Here is a 19,843-nt window from a genome sequence, read left to right on the forward strand (position 1 = left end):
CGCACGCCCTGTCGGGCGGCGCCCAGCGTCGAACGCCCCCCGGAGTCCATCCACAGGACCCGGAGGCGGCGATGACGACCAGCGAGGCGGAGCGCAGCGCGATGCAGCGCGCCCTGACGCTCGCCGTCACGCCCGGCGTCCCACTCGGTCCCAACCCCCGGGTCGGTTGCGTGCTGCTCGACAGCGACGGATCGAGGGTCGCCGAGGGCTTCCACCGCGGCGCCGGCCACCCGCACGCCGAGGTCGAGGCGCTGCGGGCCGCCGGCGACGCAGCCCACGGCACGACGGCGGTGGTCACCCTCGAGCCGTGCAACCACACCGGGCGGACGGGGCCGTGCTCGGAGGCCCTCATCGCTGCCGGCGTACGTCGTGTCGTGTTCGCGCAGACCGACACCAACCCTGTCGCCGTGGGCGGCGCCGCCCGCCTGCGCGAGGCCGGGATCGAGGTGGAGGGCGGCCTGCTCGCCGAGGAGGCGCGCGCGGTCAACCGCACCTGGACCTTCGCCCTCGAGCACGGCCGGCCGTTCGTCACCTGGAAGTTCGCCACGACGCTCGACGGCCGCAGCGCCGCCTCGGACGGCACCAGTCGCTGGGTCTCCAGCCGCGCCGCGCGCCTCGACACCCACCGGCTCCGCGGCCTCTGCGACACCATGCTCGTCGGCACGCGCACCGTCGAGGTCGACGACCCGGAGCTGACGGTCCGCGACGAGGTCGACGAACCGGTCGCCCACCAGCCGTTGCGCGCCGTCATGGGGCTGCGCGACCTCGCGCCCGACCGGCGCATCCTGGACGATCGTGCGGAGACCGTGCACCTGCGCACCCGCGACCCGCGCGAGGCGCTGGCCGCGCTGTTCGCCCGCGACCGCCAGCACGTCTTCCTCGAAGGCGGCCCCACCCTCGCCCGCGCCTTCCTCGAGGCCGGGCTCGTCGACGAGGTCGTGGCCTACGTCGCCCCGATGCTGCTCGGCGCCGGCAGCAGCGCCGTGGCCGACCTCGGCATCACCACCATCGCCGACGCCGTCCACCTCCACGTCACCGACGTGGCAGTGCTGCAGGGCCACGACGGCGACGACACCAACGTGCGCCTGACCATGACCCCCACCCAGACCCCCACCCGGACCCCCACCCAGACCCCCACCATGCAGAGGAGCAGCTGATGTTCACCGGCATCGTCGAGGAGCTCGGCACCGTCGCCGAGGTCACCGACCAGGGCGACGCCATCCGCCTGACCGTCGAGGCCAACACCGTGCTCGAGGGCACGGGCCTGGGCGACTCGATCTCGGTCAACGGCTGCTGCCTGACCGTCGCCGACCTCGGCGAGGGCCGCTGGACCGCCGACCTCATGCAGGAGACGCTCGACAAGACCTCGTTGCGCGGCGTCACCGCCGGAGACCGGGTCAACCTCGAGCGGGCGGTCACCGTCGACAAGCGGCTCGGCGGACACATCGTCCAGGGCCACGTCGACGGGGTCGGGGAGATCGTCTCGCGTTCGCCCAGCGAGCACTGGGACGTCGTCGAGGTCTCCCTGCCCGCCCACCTGTCGCGCTACCTCGTCGACAAGGGCTCGATCACCGTCGACGGAGTCAGCCTCACCGTCGTCGAGGCCCGCGAGACCAGCTTCACCGTCAGCCTCATCCCCGAGACCCTCGCCCGTACGACGCTCGGCAGCCGCCGCGTCGGCGACCTGGTCAACCTCGAGGCCGACGTCATCGCCAAGCACGTCGAGAAGCTCCTCGGCGGCTACCTCCCCACCCCACCCACCCCCGCGCACCCCCTGCAGAACGACGACAAGGACAACTCATGAACGACCTGCTCGAGTGGCTCGTCCACGGCACCATCCCCGTCCCCGGCGGGGAGCTCGGCGCCCGCGAGGTCATCGGCAACCTCTTCGGCCTCGCCAGCGCCATCCTGGGCATGAAGCGCTTCGTGTGGGCCTGGCCGATCGGCCTGGTCGGCAACGTGCTGCTCTTCACCGTCTTCGCGACCGGTGAGCTGTCCGGCCACATCGACGAGCCGCTGTGGGGCCAGGCAGGCCGCCAGGTCTTCTTCGCCGTCGTGTCCGTCTACGGCTGGTGGCGCTGGTCGCAGGTGCGCAACGCAGGAGGGGCCTCCGACGGCGGCGCCATCGCACCGCGCTGGGCGACGAACGCCGAGCGCGTCCAGCTGGTCGTCCTCGGCGTCGTCGGCTACGCCGCGGCGTACGTCCTGCTGACGCAGGTGCTCGGCTCGTGGGGCCCGACGACCGAGGCGTGGATCCTCGCCGGCTCGATGCTGGCGACGTACGGCATGGCGCGTGGGTGGGTCGAGTTCTGGCTCGTGTGGATCCTCGTCGACGTCGTCGGCGTGACGACCCTCGTCCAGGCCGGCTACTACCCGACCGCGGGCATGTACCTCTTCTACGCCGTCTTCGTCGTCATCGGCTTCGTCGTGTGGCTGCGTGACGCCCGTACGGTGACCGACACCAGCGAGGTCGACGAGAAGGACGCGATCCCCGCATGACGGATGCCGTACGCCTCGACTCCGTCGAGCGGGCGATCGCCGACATCGCCGCCGGCAGGGCGGTCGTGGTCGTCGACGACGAGGACCGCGAGAACGAGGGCGACATCATCTTCGCCGCCGCGAAGGCGACGCCGGAGCTGATGGCCTTCACGATCCGGCACTCCAGCGGCGTGATCTGCGTGCCGATGCCCGGCGACATGCTGGAGCGGCTCGAGATCCCGCTGATGACGCCGCACAACAAGGACAAGCTCCGCACGGCGTACACGATCTCGGTCGACGCCCGCGACGGCGTGAGCACCGGCATCAGCGCCGCCGACCGTGCCCACACCGCCCGCACGCTGGCCGACTCCGCGACCGAGCCGTGGGAGCTGACCCGCCCGGGTCACGTGTTCCCGCTGCGCTACCGCGAGGGCGGCGTGCTCGTACGACGCGGGCACACCGAGGCCGCGGTCGACCTGGCCACCCTTGCGGGACTCACCCCCGCCGGCGTGCTGGTCGAGGTCGTCAACGACGACGGCACGATGAAGCGCGGCCCCGAGCTGCGCGAGTTCGCCGACGAGCACGGTCTGGCGATGATCTCGATCGACGACCTCGTCCGCTACCGGCGCCGCCACGGCCGCCACGTCCAGCGGGTCGCCGAGACCCGGCTGCCCACCAGGCACGGCAACTTCACGGCCTACGGCTACCGCATCACCATCGACGACAGCGAGCACGTCGCGCTCGTCCACGGCGACATCTCCGAGGCGATCGAGAAGGGCGAGCCGGTGCTGACCCGGGTGCACAGCGAGTGCCTCACGGGTGACGTCTTCGGCAGCGAGAGGTGCGACTGCGGACCCCAGCTCGAGGAGGCGATGGAGAAAATCGTGGCCGAGGGCAGGGGAGTGGTGGTCTACCTCCGCGGCCACGAGGGTCGCGGCATCGGGCTCGTCGCCAAGCTGCAGGCCTACCAGCTGCAGGACGGCGGTCGCGACACCGTGGACGCCAACCTCGACCTCGGCCTGCCGGCCGACGCGCGTCACTACGGCACCGCCACCCAGGTCCTGCGCGACCTCGGCGTCACCTCCGTCCGGTTGCTCACCAACAACCCGGACAAGACCGCCAGCCTCGAGGACTTCGGGGTCCACGTCACCGAGCGCGTCCCCCTGACCGTGCGGCCCAACGACCACAACGTGGCCTACCTGCTGACCAAGCGCGACCGGATGGGCCACGACCTGCCCGACCTGACCGACCCGACGATCGACCCGACGATCGACCAGACAGGAGAACCGAGATGAGCGGCGCAGGAGCACCGACGAGCCAGCCCTTCGATGCCAGCGGCCTCAAGGTCGCGGTCGTCGCCGCGAGCTGGCACACCCAGGTGATGGACGGCCTCGTCGACGGCGCGACCCGCGCGCTGGCGGCGTACGGCATCGACGAGCCAGAGGTGGTCCGGGTGCCGGGGACCTTCGAGCTCCCGGTGGTCGCGTCCGCGCTGGCGAAGGCTGGGTACGACGCCGTGGTGGCGCTCGGCGTCGTGATCCGCGGCGGTACGCCGCACTTCGACTACGTCTGCTCGGCTGCCACCGACGGGCTCACCCAGGTCAGCGTCGCCCACGCGATCCCGGTCGGCTTCGGCGTCCTGACCTGCGACACCGAGGAGCAGGCGCTCGACCGGGCCGGGCTCGAGGGCTCGTCGGAGGACAAGGGCTGGGAGGCCGCGGCGGCCGCGCTCGACACCGCGCGCGTGGTGGCGGCCTACCGCTGACGGGCGCCGGGTCAGGACGTCCGGTCGCTCTTCGACTGCAGCCGGTCGATGTGCTCCGAGGCCTCGGCCTTGGTGAGGTCGGCCGGCAGCTCCTCGCCCGCCTCGCGGGCCAGGGTGTCGAGGTAGCTGCGCTGGGCGCCGGTCATCGGCTCGTCGCCGGTGACCCACTCCTCGGGGTCCTTGCGCGTGCTGTCGCCCTGGGGGCCGCCCAGGGTCTCGGGCTGGGTCTCGGGCTGGGTCTCAGGCTGGGTCTCGGGCTGGGTCTCGCCGGCGGCGGTCGGGTCGTCCGAATGCATGTTCGATTCAGTCATGCCTCGACCGTAGCGCGCCCCTCCGACACGCCCAGCACCCCGAGGGGTGGTCCGCGCACGGGACCGACGACGGGACGGGGGAGCGGGCGCCGTAGGCTTGGGGACCGTGAAGACGTTCGAGGACCTGTGGGCAGAGCTGTCCACCAAGGCCGCGGAGCGCCCCGAGGGGTCCGGCACCGTGCAGCAGCTCGACGCCGGCGTCCATGCCATCGGCAAGAAGCTCCTGGAGGAGGCCGCCGAGTCCTGGATGGCCGCCGAGCACGAGGGCAAGGACGCGACGGCGCTGGAGATCAGCCAGCTGCTCTACCACGCGCAGGTGCTCATGCTCGCCTCCGGCCTGACCCTCGATGACGTCTACGCACACCTGTAAGTGAGACCCGGATGACCCTCCGCATCGCCGTCCCCAACAAGGGGTCGCTGTCCGTCGCCGCCACCGAGATCCTGCGCGAGTCCGGCTACCGCCAGCGCAGCGACTCCAAGGAGCTCGCGCTCGTCGACCAGGAGAACGACGTCGAGTTCTTCTACCTCCGCCCGCGCGACATCGCGCTGTACGTGGGTGAGGGCACGCTCGACGCCGGGATCACCGGCCGCGACCTGCTCCTCGACTCCGGCGCCAAGGCCCAGGAGGTGATGAACCTCGGCTTCGGACGCTCGCGGTTCCACTTCGCCGGCCCCGCCGGGCGCTACTCCTCGCTCGAGGACCTCACCGGACTGCGGATCGCGACGTCGTACGTCGGCGTGGTCGAGGACCACCTCTTCCGCCACGGCATCGACGCCACCGTCACGCGCCTCGACGGTGCCGTCGAGACCAGCATCCAGCTCGGCGTCGCCGACGTCATCGCCGACGTCGTCGAGACCGGGTCGACCCTGCGCGCCGCCGGGCTCGAGACCTTCGGCGAGGTCATCCTCGACTCGCAGGCCGTGCTCATCACGCGCGGCGGCGAGGTGCCTGAGGAGTTCGAGATCTTCCAGCACCGCCTCGAGGGCGTCCTCGTCGCGCGCAGCTACGTGATGATGGACTACGACATCGAGCAGGCGAACCTCGACGCCGCCACCGAGCTCGCACCGGGCCGCGAGGGCCCGACGATCTCGCCCCTCGGCAAGGAGGGCTGGGTCGCTGTCCGCGTGATGGTGCCGCGGGCCGGGTCGCAGAGGCTGATGGACGACCTGTGGTCCATCGGTGCCCGGGCCATCCTGCTCACGGACATCCATGCCTGCCGGCTCTGATCCCCAGCCCCTGCCGTCCCTGCCGCGCACGTGGCGGCCCTTCGGCGTCCGCATCGCCGTCATCGGCTTCGGCGTGATGCTCCTCGTCGTGTGCGCCGCCGCCTGGTACGGCTTCGACGACTCCGTGCGCGAGCGCTTCAACGTCCTGCAGCGGATCACCGTCCTGCTCATGGGAGCGGGGCTCGGCGCCTGCGGCTGGGCGCTCGCCCGGGCCCGCGTGACCGCCGAGATGGAGTCGTTGGTGGTCGTCAACGGCTTCCGCACCCGCCAGCTCGACTGGGAGCAGGTCCTCGCCATCCACCTGCCCGACGGCGCCCCGTGGGCGACCCTCGACCTCGCCGACGGCACGACGATCTCGGCGATGGCCTTCCAGGGCTCGGACGGCGCCCGCGCCCGCGACGGCGTACGCCAGGTCCGGGCCCTCATCAACCGCGAGGCCTCGCCCGACCGGTAGCCCGACGCTCGGCGGGGTCCCACGTCGTCCACCCGCGGACGTCATGAGAATTCCGGGTCCGAGCCCTGCATCCTCATGACGTCCCGACGTCGTGGATGCCCCAGGACACGGACAGCTCGTCGCCGTCGGTGCCGGCGGGCGAGAGCGTGACCAGGTCGGTGCCGGAGTTGAAGGCGTCGGCGGGAGCGGTCATCGGCTCGACGGCCACACCTGGTCGTACGCCGTCGACCGCGGGCGGCGTGAACAGCTGGAGCCAGTGGTGGCGCTCGTCGACCCACAGCGCGACGCCGCGCCCGCCGGCCGGGTCCGTCAGGGTGACGGTGCAGCGGCCGTCCTCGCGCAGGAGGTCCCCGTAGCCCTCGTCGAGCACCGCGTCGCCGATGCGGCGGGCCGAGGTGAAGTCGTACGACCCCGCCGCCGGCTCGGAGCCGACGGGCAGCTGGCGGTCGTCCACCAGCAGCCGGGTGCGGGCCGGCACCCGCAGCTCGAGGTCCTCGATCGAGTCGCCGACGGCGAGGTAGGGGTGTGCCCCGCTGGCGTACGGCGCCGGGCCGGGGGAGAGGTTGGTGGCGGTCTGGGTGACGACGAGGCCGTCGGCCGACAGGTCGTAGAGGACGTGCAGGTCGAGCGCCCACGGATAGCCGGTCTGCGCCATCACCCGGTAGACCAGTGACACGGACGTGTCCGTGTGCTCCTCGAGCGTCCAGGCGGCCCAGCGGGCGAGCCCGTGGGAGGCGTTGCCCTTGGACGGGTCGGTCAGGCCGAGCTGGAGGTCGCGACCGCCGAAGGAGTAGCGGCCGTCGCGGATCCGGTTGGGCCACGGCATCAGCAGCTGGCCCCGACCGCCGCTCGACATCTCCGTCTCCGGGAAGCCGTGGACCAGGTCGCGCCCGTGGTGGCGCAGCACCCGCAGCGCGGCACCGCTCTCGGTGACCACGGCGACGTACCCCGCCGCCGCGATCTCGTACTGCTCACCGCTCGGGAACACCATGACGGCCACCCTAGACATCCGCAGGACCCGTACGACGCCCGCGCGGGCGCCGCGGTCAGTCGGTCGACACGACGAGGTCGGCGTGCTCGCGCGTGCGGAGCGCGGCGTGCAGCGCGCGCTCGTCGACCTGCCACCGCAGCCAGTGCTCGCGCATGGCCTCGCCGTCGCGAGCCATGCCCCGGTCGAGCCGCACCTCCTCGCCGGCCTCGACCCAGACGAGCACACCGACCAGCCCGGCGATCGCGGGTGACCACGAGCCGACGCCCTCGAGCACGAGCAGGCGTCCCGGCTCGACCGGGTGGGACTCGGCCCAGTCGTCCGCCGCCCAGTCCCACCGGGTCCACCGGCTGGTCCGTCCCTCCGCGAGCGGAGCGAGGAAGGCCTCGACCGTCGCGGCGAGGCCGGGGAGCCCGCTCCAGCCCTGCAGCAGCTCGTCACAGTGGATGACGACCACGTCGTCGGCGGCGGCCTCGATCGCCGCGGCCACCGTGGTCTTGCCCGACCCGGCGGGTCCGTCGACGCAGACCAGGCGTCCGGGGCCGAGGGTGGGCGGAGCGGCGAGCACGCGGCCGATGACGGTGCGTGCGACCTCGGCGGGATCGGCGGCCATCAGAAGGCCAGGCCGCAGCCGCGGTAGGACGGCACGACCTCGGTGACCGTCTCGCCGGCCAGGAGGTGGACGTCGCGGACGTGCTCGAACAGCTCACCCGACTTGGCATGCCGGAACCACACCAGGTCACCGATCTTCAGCAGCGCGGCCGGGTGCCCGGTGAGCGGGGTCTGCACCTCTCCGGCGCCCTCGAGCCCGGTGAGGTGCAGCCCGGGCGGCGCCCACGGGACGGGGGAGCGGTCCTCGCCCGTCGGTCCGCTGGCGATGAGCCCGCCGCCGTGCACCGTCGCGATGGTCGGGCTCGACTTGCGGGACACGCGCAGCCCGAAGTACGCCGCCGGGCGTGGGTCGAAGGACGCGTAGTGGTCGAAGATCCCGGGGACCAGCAGCCCGGACCCGGCAGCGATCTCGGTGACGGCACCGTCGGCAGCGGTGGCCTCGACGGAGCCGGACCCGCCGCCGTTCCAGAACTCGAGCTCCGTCACGTCGGCGAGCGCGTCGGAGATCTCGCGCCGGCGCACCGCCAGCTGTGCCATCGACGCCTGCTTGAGGCGTCGTACGAGCAGCGACTTCGTGCGCTGGTCGGGCACGTCGTCCTGGACTCCGGCGACCTGGCCCTCGTAGGTCATCACGCCGACCAGCCGGGTGCCGGCGTGCTCGTGGACGCGGCGGGCGAACGCGACGACGTCGGCGGTGTCGAAGAGCGGGGAGCGCTTCGGCCCGATGTGCTGGCCGCCCAGTCGCAGGCCCGCGTCGAGGTCGAGGGCGACGCGGACCTCGACGTCCGACGCGCGGGCGGCGTCGAGCAGCGCGAGGTGGGCCGGGTCGTCCACCATGAGCGTGATGGCCGTGGCCGCCGCGGGGGACGAGGTCAGCCGGCGCAGGGCGGCGGTGTCGACGGTGGGGTAGGCCACCACGATGTCGTCGCTCACCCCGGACTCGTGGAGCCACAGCGCCTCGGCGAGCGTGTAGGACAGCACGCCCGCGAAGCCGTCGTGGGCCAGCGCCCGCGAGATCAGCGCAGGGACGCGGATCGACTTCGATGCGACCCGGACGGGCTTCCCGGCCGCACGGCGCACCAGGTCGGCGGCGTTGTCGTCGAAGGCGTCGAGGTCGACGACCGCGATCGGTGTCGGCGGCGCTTCGGGGAGGGCGGCGACGGCGGCGTCGAGACGTGACCACAGGCGGTTGCGGTCGACGAAGTGCTCGCTCACTCGATGCCGCGCTTGCGCAGCAGGGCCTCGATGTCGGCCATCTCGTCGTCGATCGGGGACCCACCCCTGCCGCGCTCGGAGGTGGCCGGGAGCTCGCGCCGGCCGGTCGACCGCGCGCCGGTGGGCCCGGACGTGCCGCCCGCCGCCTGTGCCCGCGCCAGCTGGCGGTCGCGGATGAAGCCGCTCACGACGAACAGCACGAGCGCGAGGCCGGCGAGGCCGACGCCCGTCCAGGTCATGACGTCGAAGACCAGGCTTGTCGCCCAGTCGGTGACGGAGCCGGCGATCTCGACGACCATCTCGAGCGTCCCGGTCAGCCACGCCGCGGCCGGGAGGAGCGTGAACCCGAGCGCGCGCAGCCCGTTGGCCGCACCGCGGCGGCGGAACGCGATCCACGTCCAGATCGCGCCGGCGACGGTGAGAGCGGCGGTCAGTGCGGCCCAGGTAGTCCCTTCCACGGGGCCAGAGTCCCACAGCGCTCCACGGCTCCGGGACAATGACGGGGTGCACCACGACGACCACGCGCACGACGGGCCCGCAACCGAGCCGCTCGTGCGGACGATCCCCGACCCGGGCTTCGCCGACGACGCCGGCGCGGGTGATCCCGACCTCGACCGCGTCCTGGCCGACCACGCCGCGGGCGACGCCTCGTCGGGCGACGTGCTCGCGGTGCTGCAGGACACGCGCCTGCTCGTGCCCGTCGTGGCGGTGCTCGGCGAGGTCGAGGTCGACGAGCACGGGCTCGCCCACGACAAGACCGCTGACATGGCGGCGGTGCTCGTCCGCGCCGCGGACGGCAGCACCGCGCTGCTGGCCTTCAGCTCGCTCGAGTCGATGGCGCGCTGGGACCCGGAGGCGCGGCCGGTGCCCGTCACCGCGGCCACTGCGGCCACCGCGGCGGTCCAGGACGGTGCCGAGGCGCTGCTCCTCGACCTCGCCGGCCCCGTGACGTACGTCGTCGACGGCGACGACCTGCCCCGGCTGGCCGCGGGCTGGCGGCTCGTCGGCGTGGGGGACGGGCACGGCTGGGTCGGGCCGCAGATTGGGTCCCCGGGGGAATGATCCGCTAACCTTCCGTGTTGACCGATCAGTGCCGCAGAACTCGTGCGACACCGATCCCGCCAAGCGGAGGCAGCACCACCGTCTCCCACCCGCATCGACCGCCAGCACCACAGGTCGTCGGGTCCCGGTCCCAGCACCACCACTGCGTAGGTCGCAGCGATGGCAGCAGGTCCCCCGAGAGGGGCGACGTGTGATGACTGGCTCCCGCTTGGCACACAGCGGGAGCCTTTCTGCATTTCCCACCGGTCCCACCGGTTCCACCGGGACGACGCAGGACGGGCTCCCTCCACCCGAACCACTGGAGGAAGCATCAGCACCGAGCTGCGCATCAACGAGCGGATCCGCGTACCCGAGGTCCGGCTCGTCGGACCCAACGGTGAGACCGTTGGGATCGTGCCGACCGACCAGGCACTCAAGCTGGCCCAGGAGGCCGACCTCGACCTCGTCGAGATCGCCCCGCAGGGACGCCCCCCGGTCTGCAAGCTCATGGACTACGGCAAGTTCAAGTACGAGAACGCCCAGAAGGCGCGCGAGGCCCGTCGCAACCAGACGAACGTGATCATCAAGGAGATGAAGCTTCGTCCGAAGATCGACTCCCACGACTACGAGACCAAGAAGGGTCACGTCGTGCGGTTCCTCGGCGCCGGCGACAAGGTCAAGATCACGATCATGTTCCGCGGTCGCGAGCAGCACCGCCCCGAGCTGGGCTTCCGCCTGCTGCAGAAGCTCGCCGAGGACGTGCAGGAGCTCGGCTTCGTCGAGTCCTCGCCCAAGCAGGACGGCCGCAACATGACCATGGTGATCGGCCCGCACAAGAAGAAGGCCGACGCCAAGGTCGACGCCGACGCCGCCCGTGCCACCAAGGCGCAGGCCCGCGCGGAGGCGAAGGCCGCCGAGGACGCCGAGCGCGAGGCCGCGCACGCAGCCGGCCCGGTCGCCCAGAAGAAGGAGCGTCGCCGCTCCGAGAACCTGGACCCGGAGATCGACGCCTGAGCTCCGCTCAGGCCTCGCTCTCGCACCACCCCGTCTGATCCACCCCGAACCACGCACGCACAAGGAAGTTGAGGCAGACATGCCGAAGAACAAGACCCACTCGGGCGCGAAGAAGCGCTTCAAGGTGACCGGCTCCGGCAAGATCCAGCGCCTGCAGGCCGGCCGGAAGTCCGGCGCTGCGTTCGCGTCCGCGCCGACCACCGGCAGCCGCAAGAAGCACCGCCGCAACGCCGGCGTGGTCGAGCTCGAGAAGGCCGACGTCGCCCGCGCCAAGAAGATGCTCGGCATCTGAGCCTCGTCCCACCGGTGGCTGGCTCAGCCGCCTTCCCCGTCTTCATCCCAATGCACCAAGGAGTAACCCCATGGCACGCGTGAAGCGCGCAGTGAACGCCCAGAAGAAGCGTCGTACCACCCTCGACCGCGCGAGCGGCTACCGCGGCCAGCGCTCGCGGCTCTACCGCAAGGCCAAGGAGCAGGTCACCCACTCGCTGGTCTACAGCTACAACGACCGCCGCAAGAACAAGGGCAACTTCCGCAAGCTCTGGATCCAGCGCATCAACGCCGCGGCCCGCGCCAACGGCATGACCTACAACCGGTTCATCCAGGGCCTCGGCCTCGCCGGCATCGAGGTCGACCGCAAGATCCTCGCCGAGCTCGCCGTCAACGACGCCCCGGCCTTCGCCGCCCTCGTCGACGCCGCCAAGGCCGCGCTGCCCGAGGACGTCAACGCGCCCAAGGTCTCCGCCTGACATCTCCGTCGGTCGAGGAGGTCGCCCCGCGACCGTCACGAGACCCCGGAAGCCACACATGAGCACTCCCCTCGTCGCGACGAACAGCCGCGTCAAGGAGGCTCGCAAGCTGAGCCGACGTTCGGTACGCACCGAGCGGCGGCTCTTCCTTGCCGACGGCCCGAAGGCTGTCGAGGGCGCCCTGGGCGCCACCACGCACGACGGCGAGCCCTGCGTCGTCGAGGTCTTCGCGACACCCGACGCCGCGCAGCGGTACGACGACCTCCTCGGCGGCGTCGACGACGTCGTCCTGGTCGACGACCGGGCGATGGCCGCGCTGTCGGACTCCGTGTCGCCGGCCGGCGTGGTCGCGGTGTGCCGCTTCGTCGACGTACCGCTCCAGCAGCTGCTCGAGACGTCCTCGCCGCCCCTCGTGGTGTGCGCCGACGTCCGAGACCCCGGCAACGCCGGGACGATCATCCGCACCGCCGACGCGGTGGGAGCCGGGGGAGTGGTCCTCACCGGCCACAGCGTCGACCCGCACAACCCGAAGACCGTCCGCGCGTCCGTGGGTTCGCTGTTCCACCTCCCCGTCGCCGTCGAGCCCGACACGGAGGTCGCCGTGCGCCGCGTGCGGGCTGCGGGCATGGACGTGCTGGCCGCGGACGGCGCGGGCGAGCTCGACCTCTTCGAGATCGACGAGCTGCTCGCCGACGACGTGGCGTGGTTGTTCGGCAACGAGGCGTGGGGACTGCCCGAGGACGTCGCGGGCCTCGCCGACCACCGGGTCCGCATCCCGATCGCCGGTCGGGCGGAGAGCCTCAACCTCTCCACCGCCGCCGCGGTGTGCCTCTACGCCACGGCCCGCGCCCACCGCGGCTGACACCTCATCCGCGGTCGACGGGAAGCGCAGCGGCGTACCTCTCCGCGAGCGTGGCCACGTGGGTGACCAGCTCGGGCGGGGCGTCGACGTGGAAGTCGAGGCCGAGCAGGCCGATCCACACGGCGACCATCTCGACGCTGTCGGCGCCGGTCGCCAGCACGCTGTGCGACTCGTCGACCGTCTCGACGACGCCCACGGTCGGGTTGATCCGGCTCAGCACCTCCTCGGCGGGGGCGTCCACCGCGATCCGGCAGTGCACCGCCCAGCCGGTGGACGCCACGTCGCGCAGCACGAACGCCGCGTAGTCGCCGCCCTCCAACGGGTCGGGCGCGAACCGCCCGGCTCCGGGAGTGCGGAGCTCGATCCAGTCGGCGCGGTAGGCCTGCCAGCTGCGGTCGTCGCGGCGGCGGGCGACGACGTACCACCGCTCCTGCCAGCTCACGAGCCGGTAGGGGTCGGCCTCGACCCGTTCCTCGGCGTCCGGGTCGCCGCCCGGGTGGTTCCGCATCCGCAGTCCCTCGTGGTCGCGGATCGCCGCGGCCAGGTCGGCCAGCAGCCCGACGTCGACGGCCGGCGCCGCCACGTTGGTGGCGGTGTTGGCCGGGCCCACGTCGGTGCTCTCGTGCAGCGCCCGCACCCGGCGGCGGAGCCGGTCGGGCAGCACCTGCTCGAGCTTGCCCAGCGCCAGGGCGCTGGGCTCCTCGAGCCCCCGCACCGTCGCCGCCGAGCCGAGCCCGACGGCCACCGCCACGGCCTCGTCGCCCTCCAGGAGCAGGGGAGGCAGCCGGCCGTGGTCACCGAACCGGTAGCCGCCCGTGGGTCCCCGCACGGAGTCGATCGGGTAGCCGAGCTCGCGGAGGCGCTCGACGTCCTTGCGGACGGTGCGCTCCCCGACACCGAGCCGAGACGCGAGGTCCGCCGCCGGGACGACGGATCGCGCCTGCAGCAGGCCCAGCAGCGCGAGCAGGCGGGAGGAGGTCTGGAGAGGCACGACGACTCCCTCTGATGCGGTGGGAAATAGCGGCGCGTTCCGTGCCGGAATGCGTCCTACCGTACCGGCATGACCACTCACCAGGACCCGTCCCGACCCCTCGACCTGCGCCCCTTCACGGTGGCCGTCCCCCAGGACGCCATCGACGACCTGCACGCCCGGCTCGCCCGCACCCGCTACGCCGCCGAGCCGGCCGACACCGCCGGCACCGACGACTGGTCGGCCGGAGCCCCCGTCGCCTACCTCCGCGAGATGGTGCAGCACTGGAGCACCGACTTCGACTGGCGTGCCCAGGAGGAGCGGATGAACGCGCACCCGCAGTTCCTCACGGAGATCGACGGCCAGACGATCCACTTCGTGCACGTCCGCTCGGCCAACGAGGACGCCACGCCGCTCCTGCTCCTGCACACCTACCCGGGCTCGTTCGTCGACTTCCTCGACGTCATCGAGCACCTGACGGGCGACTTCCACCTCGTCATCCCCTCGATCCCCGGCGTCGGCTGGAGCCAGCCGCTCAGCGACGGCGCCTGGGACTCGACCCGCGTCGCCCGCACCTGGGACACCCTCATGCGCGGCCTCGGCTACTCGTCGTACGGCGCCCACGGCTCCGACAACGGTGCGATCGTCGCCCGCGCGCTCGCGATGCTCGCACCGGAGGGCTTCCTCGGTGCCCACGTGCTGCAGCTGTTCTCGTTCCCGTCGGGCGACCCGGCCGAGTTCGAGAGGATGACTCCGGCCGACCACGCGGCGCTCGAGTTCGCCGGGTGGTTCCAGACCGTCAACGGCTACGCCTCGATGAACGCCTCCCGCCCGCGCACCATCGCCGCCGCCCTCAGTGACTCGCCGGTCGGCCAGCTGGCCTACAACGAGCTGTTCGAGAGCTTCGGCAACGGCACGTCGCGAGTGACCCGCGAGCAGGTCCTGACCCAGGTCAGCCTCTACTGGTTCACCAACAGCAGCGGCGGTGCCGTGCAGGCCTACCGCGCGGAGCAGGCGGTCGAGGAGCGGGTGAACGAGGGACGGATCGGCGTCGCCGTCTTCGCCGACGACTTCCGGTCCATGCGTCCCTTCGCCGAGCGCGACAACACGAACATCGTGTCCTGGACCGAGCACCCCGAGGGCGGGCACTTCGCGTCGATGGAGGTCCCCGCCGAGGTGGCCTCCGCGATCCGCGGGTTCTACGCAGGCGCTTGGAAGAGCAGCGTGCGGGGCGCCGGCGACCGGCTAGCCTCGCGGACGTGATCCTCATCGATCCGCCTGCCGTGGCCAGGTGGGACCGGCTCTGGTCCCACCTGGCCAGCGACACGTCGTACGACGAGGCGCACGCGTTCGCGGCCGCCCACGGCATCCCCGCCCGCGGCTGGGACCGCGACCACTACGACGTCCCGTCGGACTTCTACGACGCGATGGTCGCCGCCGGCGCGGTGCCGGTCACGTCCCGCGAGCTCGTCTCCGCGCTGCGCCGCGCCGGGCTCCGCCGACCGAAGGCGCAGTCGCTGAGGCCCGACCTGCCCTAGGGTGAGCGACGTGTCCGGGGAGAGGAAGGTCGACAGCACGCCCACCCGGCTGAGGTCGCTCGCCGACGCCTACCCCGACGGGATCCTCGGCGCGACGCGGGACGGTGTCGTCACCATCCTCAACGCGCAGGGCGCTGCACTGCTCGGCATCGACCCCCAGGAGGCGGCGACCCGGCCGCTGGGCGACGTGCTGCGCCTGCTCGACCAGGACGGCCGCACCTGGCTCGACGTCAACCGGCCCTTCGACAGCATCTCGACGGTCCGTGGCGTGCCGGAGCAGTCCTGGCTCAACGCATCCGGTGACGAGGTGCTGACCACCGCCAAGCTGGTGCGCAACGAGCCCCTCGGGCCGGTCCTCGGCATCGCCGTCGGGCTGCGCAGCGGGCGCGGGCGGGCCCGGCTGGACCGCGAGCGCTCCGACCTCGTCGCCACCGTCGCCCACGAGCTCCGCTCGCCCCTCACCGGCGTGAAGGGGTTCGTCCAGGCCCTGCTCAACCGCTGGGACAAGCTCACCGACGACCAGCGCAAGCTGATGCTCACCACCGTCAACGCCGACGCCGACCGCCTCGCGCGCCTGATCGCCGAGCTCCTCGACGTCGCCCGCATCGACACCGACCGCCTGCAGCTCTACCCGCGCGAGTCGTCCGCCGAGGTGCTGGTGCGTCGGGTGGTCGACTCGATCGAGGCCGGTACGTCGCGCGAGATCCGGCTCGACGTCGAGGCCGACCTGCCCGACGTGTTCGCCGACCCCGACAAGTTCACCCAGGTCGTCACCAACCTCGTCGAGAACGCCATCCGGCACGGCCAGGGCGAGGTCCGCGTTGGCCTGGCGCGCGCGGAGAGCCCCTACGGCGTACGCATCACCGTCGACGACGAGGGCGACGGCATCCCGGTCGAGCTCCGACGCCGGGTGTTCACGAAGTTCTGGACGACCGGTGACTCGGGTGGCAGCGGACTCGGGATGTACATCGTCGGCGGCCTCGCTCGCGCCCACGGTGGCTGGGTCACCATCGACGACGCCCCCGGCGGCGGCGCCCGGGTGATGGTCGACTGGCCGAGCGACGACCAGCGGCCGGACTGACCCTCCCGACCTCCACACAACCTTCACGAGTCGTCCCCGCCTCCTGCCCGTCGCGGCTCCTAGGGTCGGGGCATGACGTCGAGCACGCCTTCGCGGACCGCCCTCGTGGTGGAGGACGAGCGCACGATCAACGACGCCCTGGCCCAGCGGTTGCGCGCCGAGGGGTACGTCGTCGAGCAGGCCTTCGACGGTCCCTCGGCCGTCGAGCGGGCCAGCTCCGTCGAGCCCGACGTCGTGCTGCTCGACGTGATGCTGCCCGGTTTCGACGGGCTCGAGGTCTGCCGGCGGATCCAGGCCGAGCGGCCGGTCCCCGTGCTCATGCTGACCGCGCGAGACGACGAGGCCGACGTGCTGGTCGGCCTCGGCGTCGGCGCCGACGACTACCTCACCAAGCCGTTCTCGATGCGCGAGGTCGTCGCCCGCGTCGCCGCGCTGCTGCGGCGCGTCGAACGCGCCGAGGCGCTCGCCGTCGAGCGACCCGCCACCCTCGAGGTCGGTGCGATCGTCATCGACCCCGGCGCCCGGCGTACGACGGTCGCGGGGGAGCCGGTCCACCTGACCCCGACCGAGTTCGACCTGCTGCTGTGCCTGGCGCGGGAGGCAGGACAGGTGCTCGGCCGCGACCGGCTGCTCCGCGAGGTGTGGGACTGGGGCGACTCGTGGGGGAGCGCGGGTGCCGCGCGCACCGTCGACAGCCACGTGAAGGCGCTGCGCGCCAAGGTCGGCGCCGAGCGCATCCGTACGGTGCACGGCGTCGGCTACGCCCTCGAGGCCCTCCCGTGACTCCGCGCACCGCCACACCGCTCGACACCGTGTCGAGCCTCAAGGTCAAGCTCGGGCTGCTCGTCGCCGCCTCCGTCGTCGTGGCCGTCCTGCTCAGCCTGCTCGGCTCGGCGGCCCACGTGCCGCCGCTGCTGGTGCTGCCGGTCACCGTCGCGCTCGCCCTCGGCGTCACCCAGCTGCTCGCAGCGGGCATGGTGGCGCCGCTGCGCCGGATGACCGAGGTGTCGCGAGCGATGGCGCGCGGTGACTACTCGGGGCGCGTCCTCACGACCGCCACCGACGAGGTCGGGCAGCTCGCTGCGGCCTTCAACCGCATGGCCGAGGACCTCGCGACCGTCGACCGCGAGCGACGCGACCTGATCGCGACTGTCTCCCACGAGCTGCGTACGCCGCTCACGGCGATGACGGCACTGCTCGAGAACCTCGCCGACGGCGTCGTACCGGCCGACGCCGAGCACCTGGGCGCCGCGCTGGAGGAGGCCCAGCGGCTCGGGCGGCTCGTGGACGACCTGCTCCAGCTCTCGCGGCTCGAGGCCGGGGTCGTCGAGCTCGACCGCCAACCGGTCGTCCTCCGCTCGCTCGTCGAGGAGTCCGTAGCCCAGGTGGCCGCCGCCGGCCGCACCGGGGCCTTCGACGTGACCGTCCCGGCCGACCTGGACGTCGAGGGCGACCCCGCCCGATTGCGCCAGCTGCTGGTCAACGTCCTGGACAACGCGGGTCGGCACGCGCCGCCCGGCACGACCGTCCGGGTGTCCGGAGGAGCGGATCGAGACACCGGACGGCGCTGGTGGCTCGAGGTCACCGACGAGGGCGGGGGAGTCGCGCCCGAGGACCGCGAGCGCGTCTTCGAGCGGTTCGGCACCGACGGAGGCGGCGGCACCGGGCTCGGCCTCGCGGTGGCCCGGTGGGTCGCCCAGCTCCACGGCGGCACGCTGCGATTCCTCGACCCCGACTCCGGCCGTGGCGCCCGGCTGCGGCTCGAGATCGGCTCACCCGACCCGTCCCTTCCCGCCTCGACCTCCCCGGAGTCCGTCATGACCACCACTGCCCCCACCGGGCCGACGTCGCCTGCTCCCGTCCTCGCACGCCCCGGCACCGGCATGGACGCGCTCTTCGGCCGGTTCTGGCCAGAGCCGGGCAGGTCGTCGGGCTGGCGGACGGTCCTCGCCGCCGCTGTCGCCGGTGTCGTCGCCGGTGTCGCACTCTCGTTCCACGGTCCCGGCATCAGCTGGACCCTCGCCGCACTGGCCTGCGGCACCGCCGCCTGGCTCACCGCCCGGGGCCGTCGCGACCCGTGGACGCTTGCCTGCACTGGCCTCGCCGTCCTGCTGGTGCTGCCGATGACCCTGCTCGCCGCCGAGTGGGTGCAGGTGCTGTGCCTGCTCGCCGCGACGGCCGTCTTCCTGTGCGGGGTGACCGGCGCACGGACGCTTCCGGGATTCGTGCTCACCGGGATCTCGTGGCCGCTCGCCTCACTGCGCGGGCTGCCGTGGTTCGGACGCTCGGTCCGGCTCGCCGGCACCGGCTCGCAGACCCCGGCCGTCGTGCGTACGACGGCGTGGTCCGTGCTGGCCCTCGGCGTCTTCGGCACGATCTTCGCCACCGCCAACCCCGTCTTCGGGTCGTGGGTGGACGCGCTCGTGCCCAGCCTGAGCTTCAACGAGGTCGTCGGTCGCGCCTTCCTGGCCTGCTTCGTCTTCGCCGTCACGCTCGGTGCGGCCTACCTCGCGCTCAACCCCTCGCAGGTCGACGTGCTCGACGGCCGGCGCCCCGCACCGCTGACCAACCGGTTCGAGTGGCTCGTCCCGGTGCTCGTCGTCGATGCGGTCTTCCTCGCCTTCATCGCCGCGCAGGCCCGCGCGCTGGTCGGCGGCGAGGACTACATCCGGGAGTCGACGGGCCTCACCTATGCCGACTACGTGCACCAGGGGTTCGGCCAGCTCACCCTCGCCACGGCCCTCACCGTGCTGGTCGTCTGGGTCGCGTCCCGCCGCGCGGGCGACGGCCCGGACGACCGTCGCTGGCTCGTCGGCTCCCTCGGGCTGCTCTGCGTGCTGACGCTGCTCGTCGTGGCCTCCGCCCTGCGCGGGATGGCGGTCTACCAGGACGCGTACGGCTTCACGACGCTGCGGCTCTTCGTCGACGTCTTCGAGGGGTGGCTCGGCTCGGTCGTCCTCGCGATCATGGTGGCGGGCGTTGCCGGGAGGGGGCGCTGGCTGCCTCGCGTCGCCCTCGTCTCGGGCGCCCTCGCCCTCGTCGGGCTGGCCGCGATCAACCCGGACGCCTGGGTGGCCGAGCGCAACCTCGACCGCTACGAGGCGACCGGCAAGCTCGACCTGCGCTACCTGCAGACCCTCTCCGTGGACGCCGCGCCGGTGATCGTGGACCGGCTGCCGGCCGAGGTCGCGCGCTGCGTGCTGCAGGACAACCCGTTCAACGCGCTCCGCCCGGACGTCCTCGACGACCCGCGTGCCTGGAACCTCGGTCGCGCGCGCGCGGCAGACGCGGTCGCACCGCTCGACCTCGGCACCAGGCCAACGGTTGGTCCGCGGGACGGGTGCGCCGACGTGTGGACCGACTTCGGGGAGTAGCATCGCGGTCGTGGACACGAGCTTGCGATTTCTGCGCCCCGGACCTGGTCCGTCGGGCAGCTGACGCATCCGGGTCCGGGGAGTCCCCGTCCGACCCACGCTCGTCCATCCCTAGACTCTGCGGCTGACCTGCTGTCGCCGCGCGAAAGCCACTCGATGACTTC

General features: G+C 72.6%; 24 protein-coding genes. 18 read left to right on the plus strand and 6 right to left on the minus strand.

The features are described from left to right. The first annotated feature begins 71 nt into the window (after positions 1-71). Genes ribD through ribH form a run of 5 tightly spaced genes read left to right on the plus strand, consistent with a single transcriptional unit; the run spans position 72 to position 4,243 of the window. A complete protein-coding gene (gene ribD, locus L2K70_RS18085; protein ID WP_236404628.1) occupies positions 72-1,157 on the plus strand; it encodes a bifunctional diaminohydroxyphosphoribosylaminopyrimidine deaminase/5-amino-6-(5-phosphoribosylamino)uracil reductase RibD in 1,086 nt (361 codons plus the stop codon). Further along, positions 1,157-1,804: a riboflavin synthase gene (locus tag L2K70_RS18090; protein ID WP_236404629.1), complete on the plus strand. Its 648-nt coding sequence runs from the start codon at positions 1,157-1,159 to the stop codon at positions 1,802-1,804. Before ribD ends, L2K70_RS18090 begins: the two co-directional genes overlap by 1 nt. Beyond that, positions 1,801-2,499, plus strand: a complete 699-nt coding sequence (pnuC, locus tag L2K70_RS18095; protein WP_236404630.1) for a nicotinamide riboside transporter PnuC — start codon at positions 1,801-1,803, stop codon at positions 2,497-2,499. Before L2K70_RS18090 ends, pnuC begins: the two co-directional genes overlap by 4 nt. Continuing rightward, positions 2,496-3,773: a bifunctional 3,4-dihydroxy-2-butanone-4-phosphate synthase/GTP cyclohydrolase II gene (locus L2K70_RS18100; RefSeq protein WP_236404631.1), complete on the plus strand. Its 1,278-nt coding sequence runs from the start codon at positions 2,496-2,498 to the stop codon at positions 3,771-3,773. The genes pnuC and L2K70_RS18100 overlap by 4 nt, the downstream gene beginning before the upstream one ends. After that, positions 3,770-4,243, plus strand: a complete 474-nt coding sequence (ribH, locus tag L2K70_RS18105; protein ID WP_236404632.1) for a 6,7-dimethyl-8-ribityllumazine synthase — start codon at positions 3,770-3,772, stop codon at positions 4,241-4,243. Before L2K70_RS18100 ends, ribH begins: the two co-directional genes overlap by 4 nt. An 11-nt stretch (positions 4,244-4,254) precedes the next feature. Here the strand turns inward: ribH and L2K70_RS18110 are convergent, their stop codons facing one another. Next, on the minus strand, positions 4,255-4,554 hold the full coding sequence (locus L2K70_RS18110) for a DUF3072 domain-containing protein (RefSeq protein WP_236404634.1): 300 nt from the start codon (positions 4,552-4,554) through the stop codon (positions 4,255-4,257). 106 nt (positions 4,555-4,660) lie between these two features. Here L2K70_RS18110 and L2K70_RS18115 point away from each other — a divergent pair, with 106 nt between their 5' ends. Genes L2K70_RS18115 through L2K70_RS18125 form a run of 3 tightly spaced genes read left to right on the plus strand, consistent with a single transcriptional unit; the run spans position 4,661 to position 6,235 of the window. Further along, positions 4,661-4,924, plus strand: coding sequence for a phosphoribosyl-ATP diphosphatase (locus L2K70_RS18115; RefSeq protein ID WP_129424718.1), 264 nt, complete (start codon positions 4,661-4,663; stop codon positions 4,922-4,924). 11 nt (positions 4,925-4,935) lie between these two features. Next, positions 4,936-5,781, plus strand: a complete 846-nt coding sequence (hisG, locus tag L2K70_RS18120; RefSeq protein ID WP_236404635.1) for an ATP phosphoribosyltransferase — start codon at positions 4,936-4,938, stop codon at positions 5,779-5,781. Then, the gene (locus tag L2K70_RS18125; RefSeq protein ID WP_236404636.1) at positions 5,765-6,235 is read left to right on the plus strand and encodes a PH domain-containing protein; all 471 of its coding nucleotides are present in this window, start codon (positions 5,765-5,767) and stop codon (positions 6,233-6,235) included. The genes hisG and L2K70_RS18125 overlap by 17 nt, the downstream gene beginning before the upstream one ends. A gap of 73 nt (positions 6,236-6,308) precedes the next feature. On the opposite strand, the gene L2K70_RS18130 is transcribed toward L2K70_RS18125, so the two are convergent. The 4 genes from L2K70_RS18130 to L2K70_RS21810 are packed head-to-tail and all read right to left on the minus strand — an operon-like array spanning position 6,309 to position 9,508. Then, a complete protein-coding gene (locus L2K70_RS18130; protein WP_236404637.1) occupies positions 6,309-7,226 on the minus strand; it encodes an aldose 1-epimerase family protein in 918 nt (305 codons plus the stop codon). 55 nt (positions 7,227-7,281) lie between these two features. Then, entirely contained in the window at positions 7,282-7,836 is a 555-nt protein-coding gene (locus tag L2K70_RS18135) for a nucleoside/nucleotide kinase family protein (RefSeq protein ID WP_236404638.1), read from the minus strand. Continuing rightward, positions 7,836-9,050, minus strand: coding sequence for an amino acid deaminase/aldolase (locus L2K70_RS18140; RefSeq protein WP_236404639.1), 1,215 nt, complete (start codon positions 9,048-9,050; stop codon positions 7,836-7,838). Before L2K70_RS18140 ends, L2K70_RS18135 begins: the two co-directional genes overlap by 1 nt. Further along, positions 9,047-9,508, minus strand: coding sequence for a hypothetical protein (locus L2K70_RS21810; RefSeq protein WP_236404640.1), 462 nt, complete (start codon positions 9,506-9,508; stop codon positions 9,047-9,049). Before L2K70_RS21810 ends, L2K70_RS18140 begins: the two co-directional genes overlap by 4 nt. A 46-nt stretch (positions 9,509-9,554) precedes the next feature. Here L2K70_RS21810 and L2K70_RS18150 point away from each other — a divergent pair, with 46 nt between their 5' ends. From L2K70_RS18150 to L2K70_RS18170, 5 genes are all read left to right on the plus strand, one after another. After that, positions 9,555-10,112, plus strand: a complete 558-nt coding sequence (locus L2K70_RS18150) for an SseB family protein (RefSeq protein ID WP_236404642.1) — start codon at positions 9,555-9,557, stop codon at positions 10,110-10,112. A gap of 339 nt (positions 10,113-10,451) precedes the next feature. Continuing rightward, complete coding sequence (gene infC, locus L2K70_RS18155) at positions 10,452-11,105, plus strand: translation initiation factor IF-3 (RefSeq protein ID WP_372477492.1); 654 nt, start codon at positions 10,452-10,454, stop codon at positions 11,103-11,105. Positions 11,106-11,184: 79 nt separating this feature from the next. Next, entirely contained in the window at positions 11,185-11,397 is a 213-nt protein-coding gene (locus L2K70_RS18160; protein ID WP_211731670.1) for a large ribosomal subunit protein bL35, read from the plus strand. A gap of 70 nt (positions 11,398-11,467) precedes the next feature. Then, positions 11,468-11,854 carry a 50S ribosomal protein L20 gene (gene rplT / locus L2K70_RS18165; RefSeq protein WP_236404644.1) on the plus strand — a complete coding sequence of 129 codons (387 nt, stop codon included), beginning with the start codon at positions 11,468-11,470 and terminating at the stop codon, positions 11,852-11,854. A gap of 58 nt (positions 11,855-11,912) precedes the next feature. Next, positions 11,913-12,716 (plus strand): TrmH family RNA methyltransferase, encoded by an 804-nt coding sequence (locus L2K70_RS18170; RefSeq protein ID WP_236404647.1) that lies wholly within the window; start codon positions 11,913-11,915, stop codon positions 12,714-12,716. A gap of 4 nt (positions 12,717-12,720) precedes the next feature. Here the strand turns inward: L2K70_RS18170 and L2K70_RS18175 are convergent, their stop codons facing one another. After that, on the minus strand, positions 12,721-13,707 hold the full coding sequence (locus tag L2K70_RS18175; protein WP_236404649.1) for a helix-turn-helix transcriptional regulator: 987 nt from the start codon (positions 13,705-13,707) through the stop codon (positions 12,721-12,723). Between the two features lie 69 nt (positions 13,708-13,776). Here L2K70_RS18175 and L2K70_RS18180 point away from each other — a divergent pair, with 69 nt between their 5' ends. From L2K70_RS18180 to L2K70_RS18200, 5 genes are all read left to right on the plus strand, one after another. After that, the gene (locus tag L2K70_RS18180) at positions 13,777-14,949 is read left to right on the plus strand and encodes an epoxide hydrolase family protein (protein ID WP_236404651.1); all 1,173 of its coding nucleotides are present in this window, start codon (positions 13,777-13,779) and stop codon (positions 14,947-14,949) included. Then, on the plus strand, positions 14,946-15,224 hold the full coding sequence (locus L2K70_RS18185; protein WP_236404653.1) for a DUF4031 domain-containing protein: 279 nt from the start codon (positions 14,946-14,948) through the stop codon (positions 15,222-15,224). Before L2K70_RS18180 ends, L2K70_RS18185 begins: the two co-directional genes overlap by 4 nt. A 10-nt stretch (positions 15,225-15,234) precedes the next feature. Then, a complete protein-coding gene (locus L2K70_RS18190) occupies positions 15,235-16,305 on the plus strand; it encodes a sensor histidine kinase (RefSeq protein ID WP_236404656.1) in 1,071 nt (356 codons plus the stop codon). Positions 16,306-16,377: 72 nt separating this feature from the next. After that, complete coding sequence (locus L2K70_RS18195; RefSeq protein WP_236404658.1) at positions 16,378-17,088, plus strand: response regulator transcription factor; 711 nt, start codon at positions 16,378-16,380, stop codon at positions 17,086-17,088. Next, positions 17,085-19,679, plus strand: coding sequence for a DUF4153 domain-containing protein (locus tag L2K70_RS18200; RefSeq protein ID WP_236404660.1), 2,595 nt, complete (start codon positions 17,085-17,087; stop codon positions 19,677-19,679). Before L2K70_RS18195 ends, L2K70_RS18200 begins: the two co-directional genes overlap by 4 nt. Positions 19,680-19,843 lie beyond the last annotated feature (164 nt).

This window comes from Nocardioides potassii (assembly GCF_021648885.1).
GTDB lineage: Bacteria > Actinomycetota > Actinomycetes > Propionibacteriales > Nocardioidaceae > Nocardioides > Nocardioides potassii.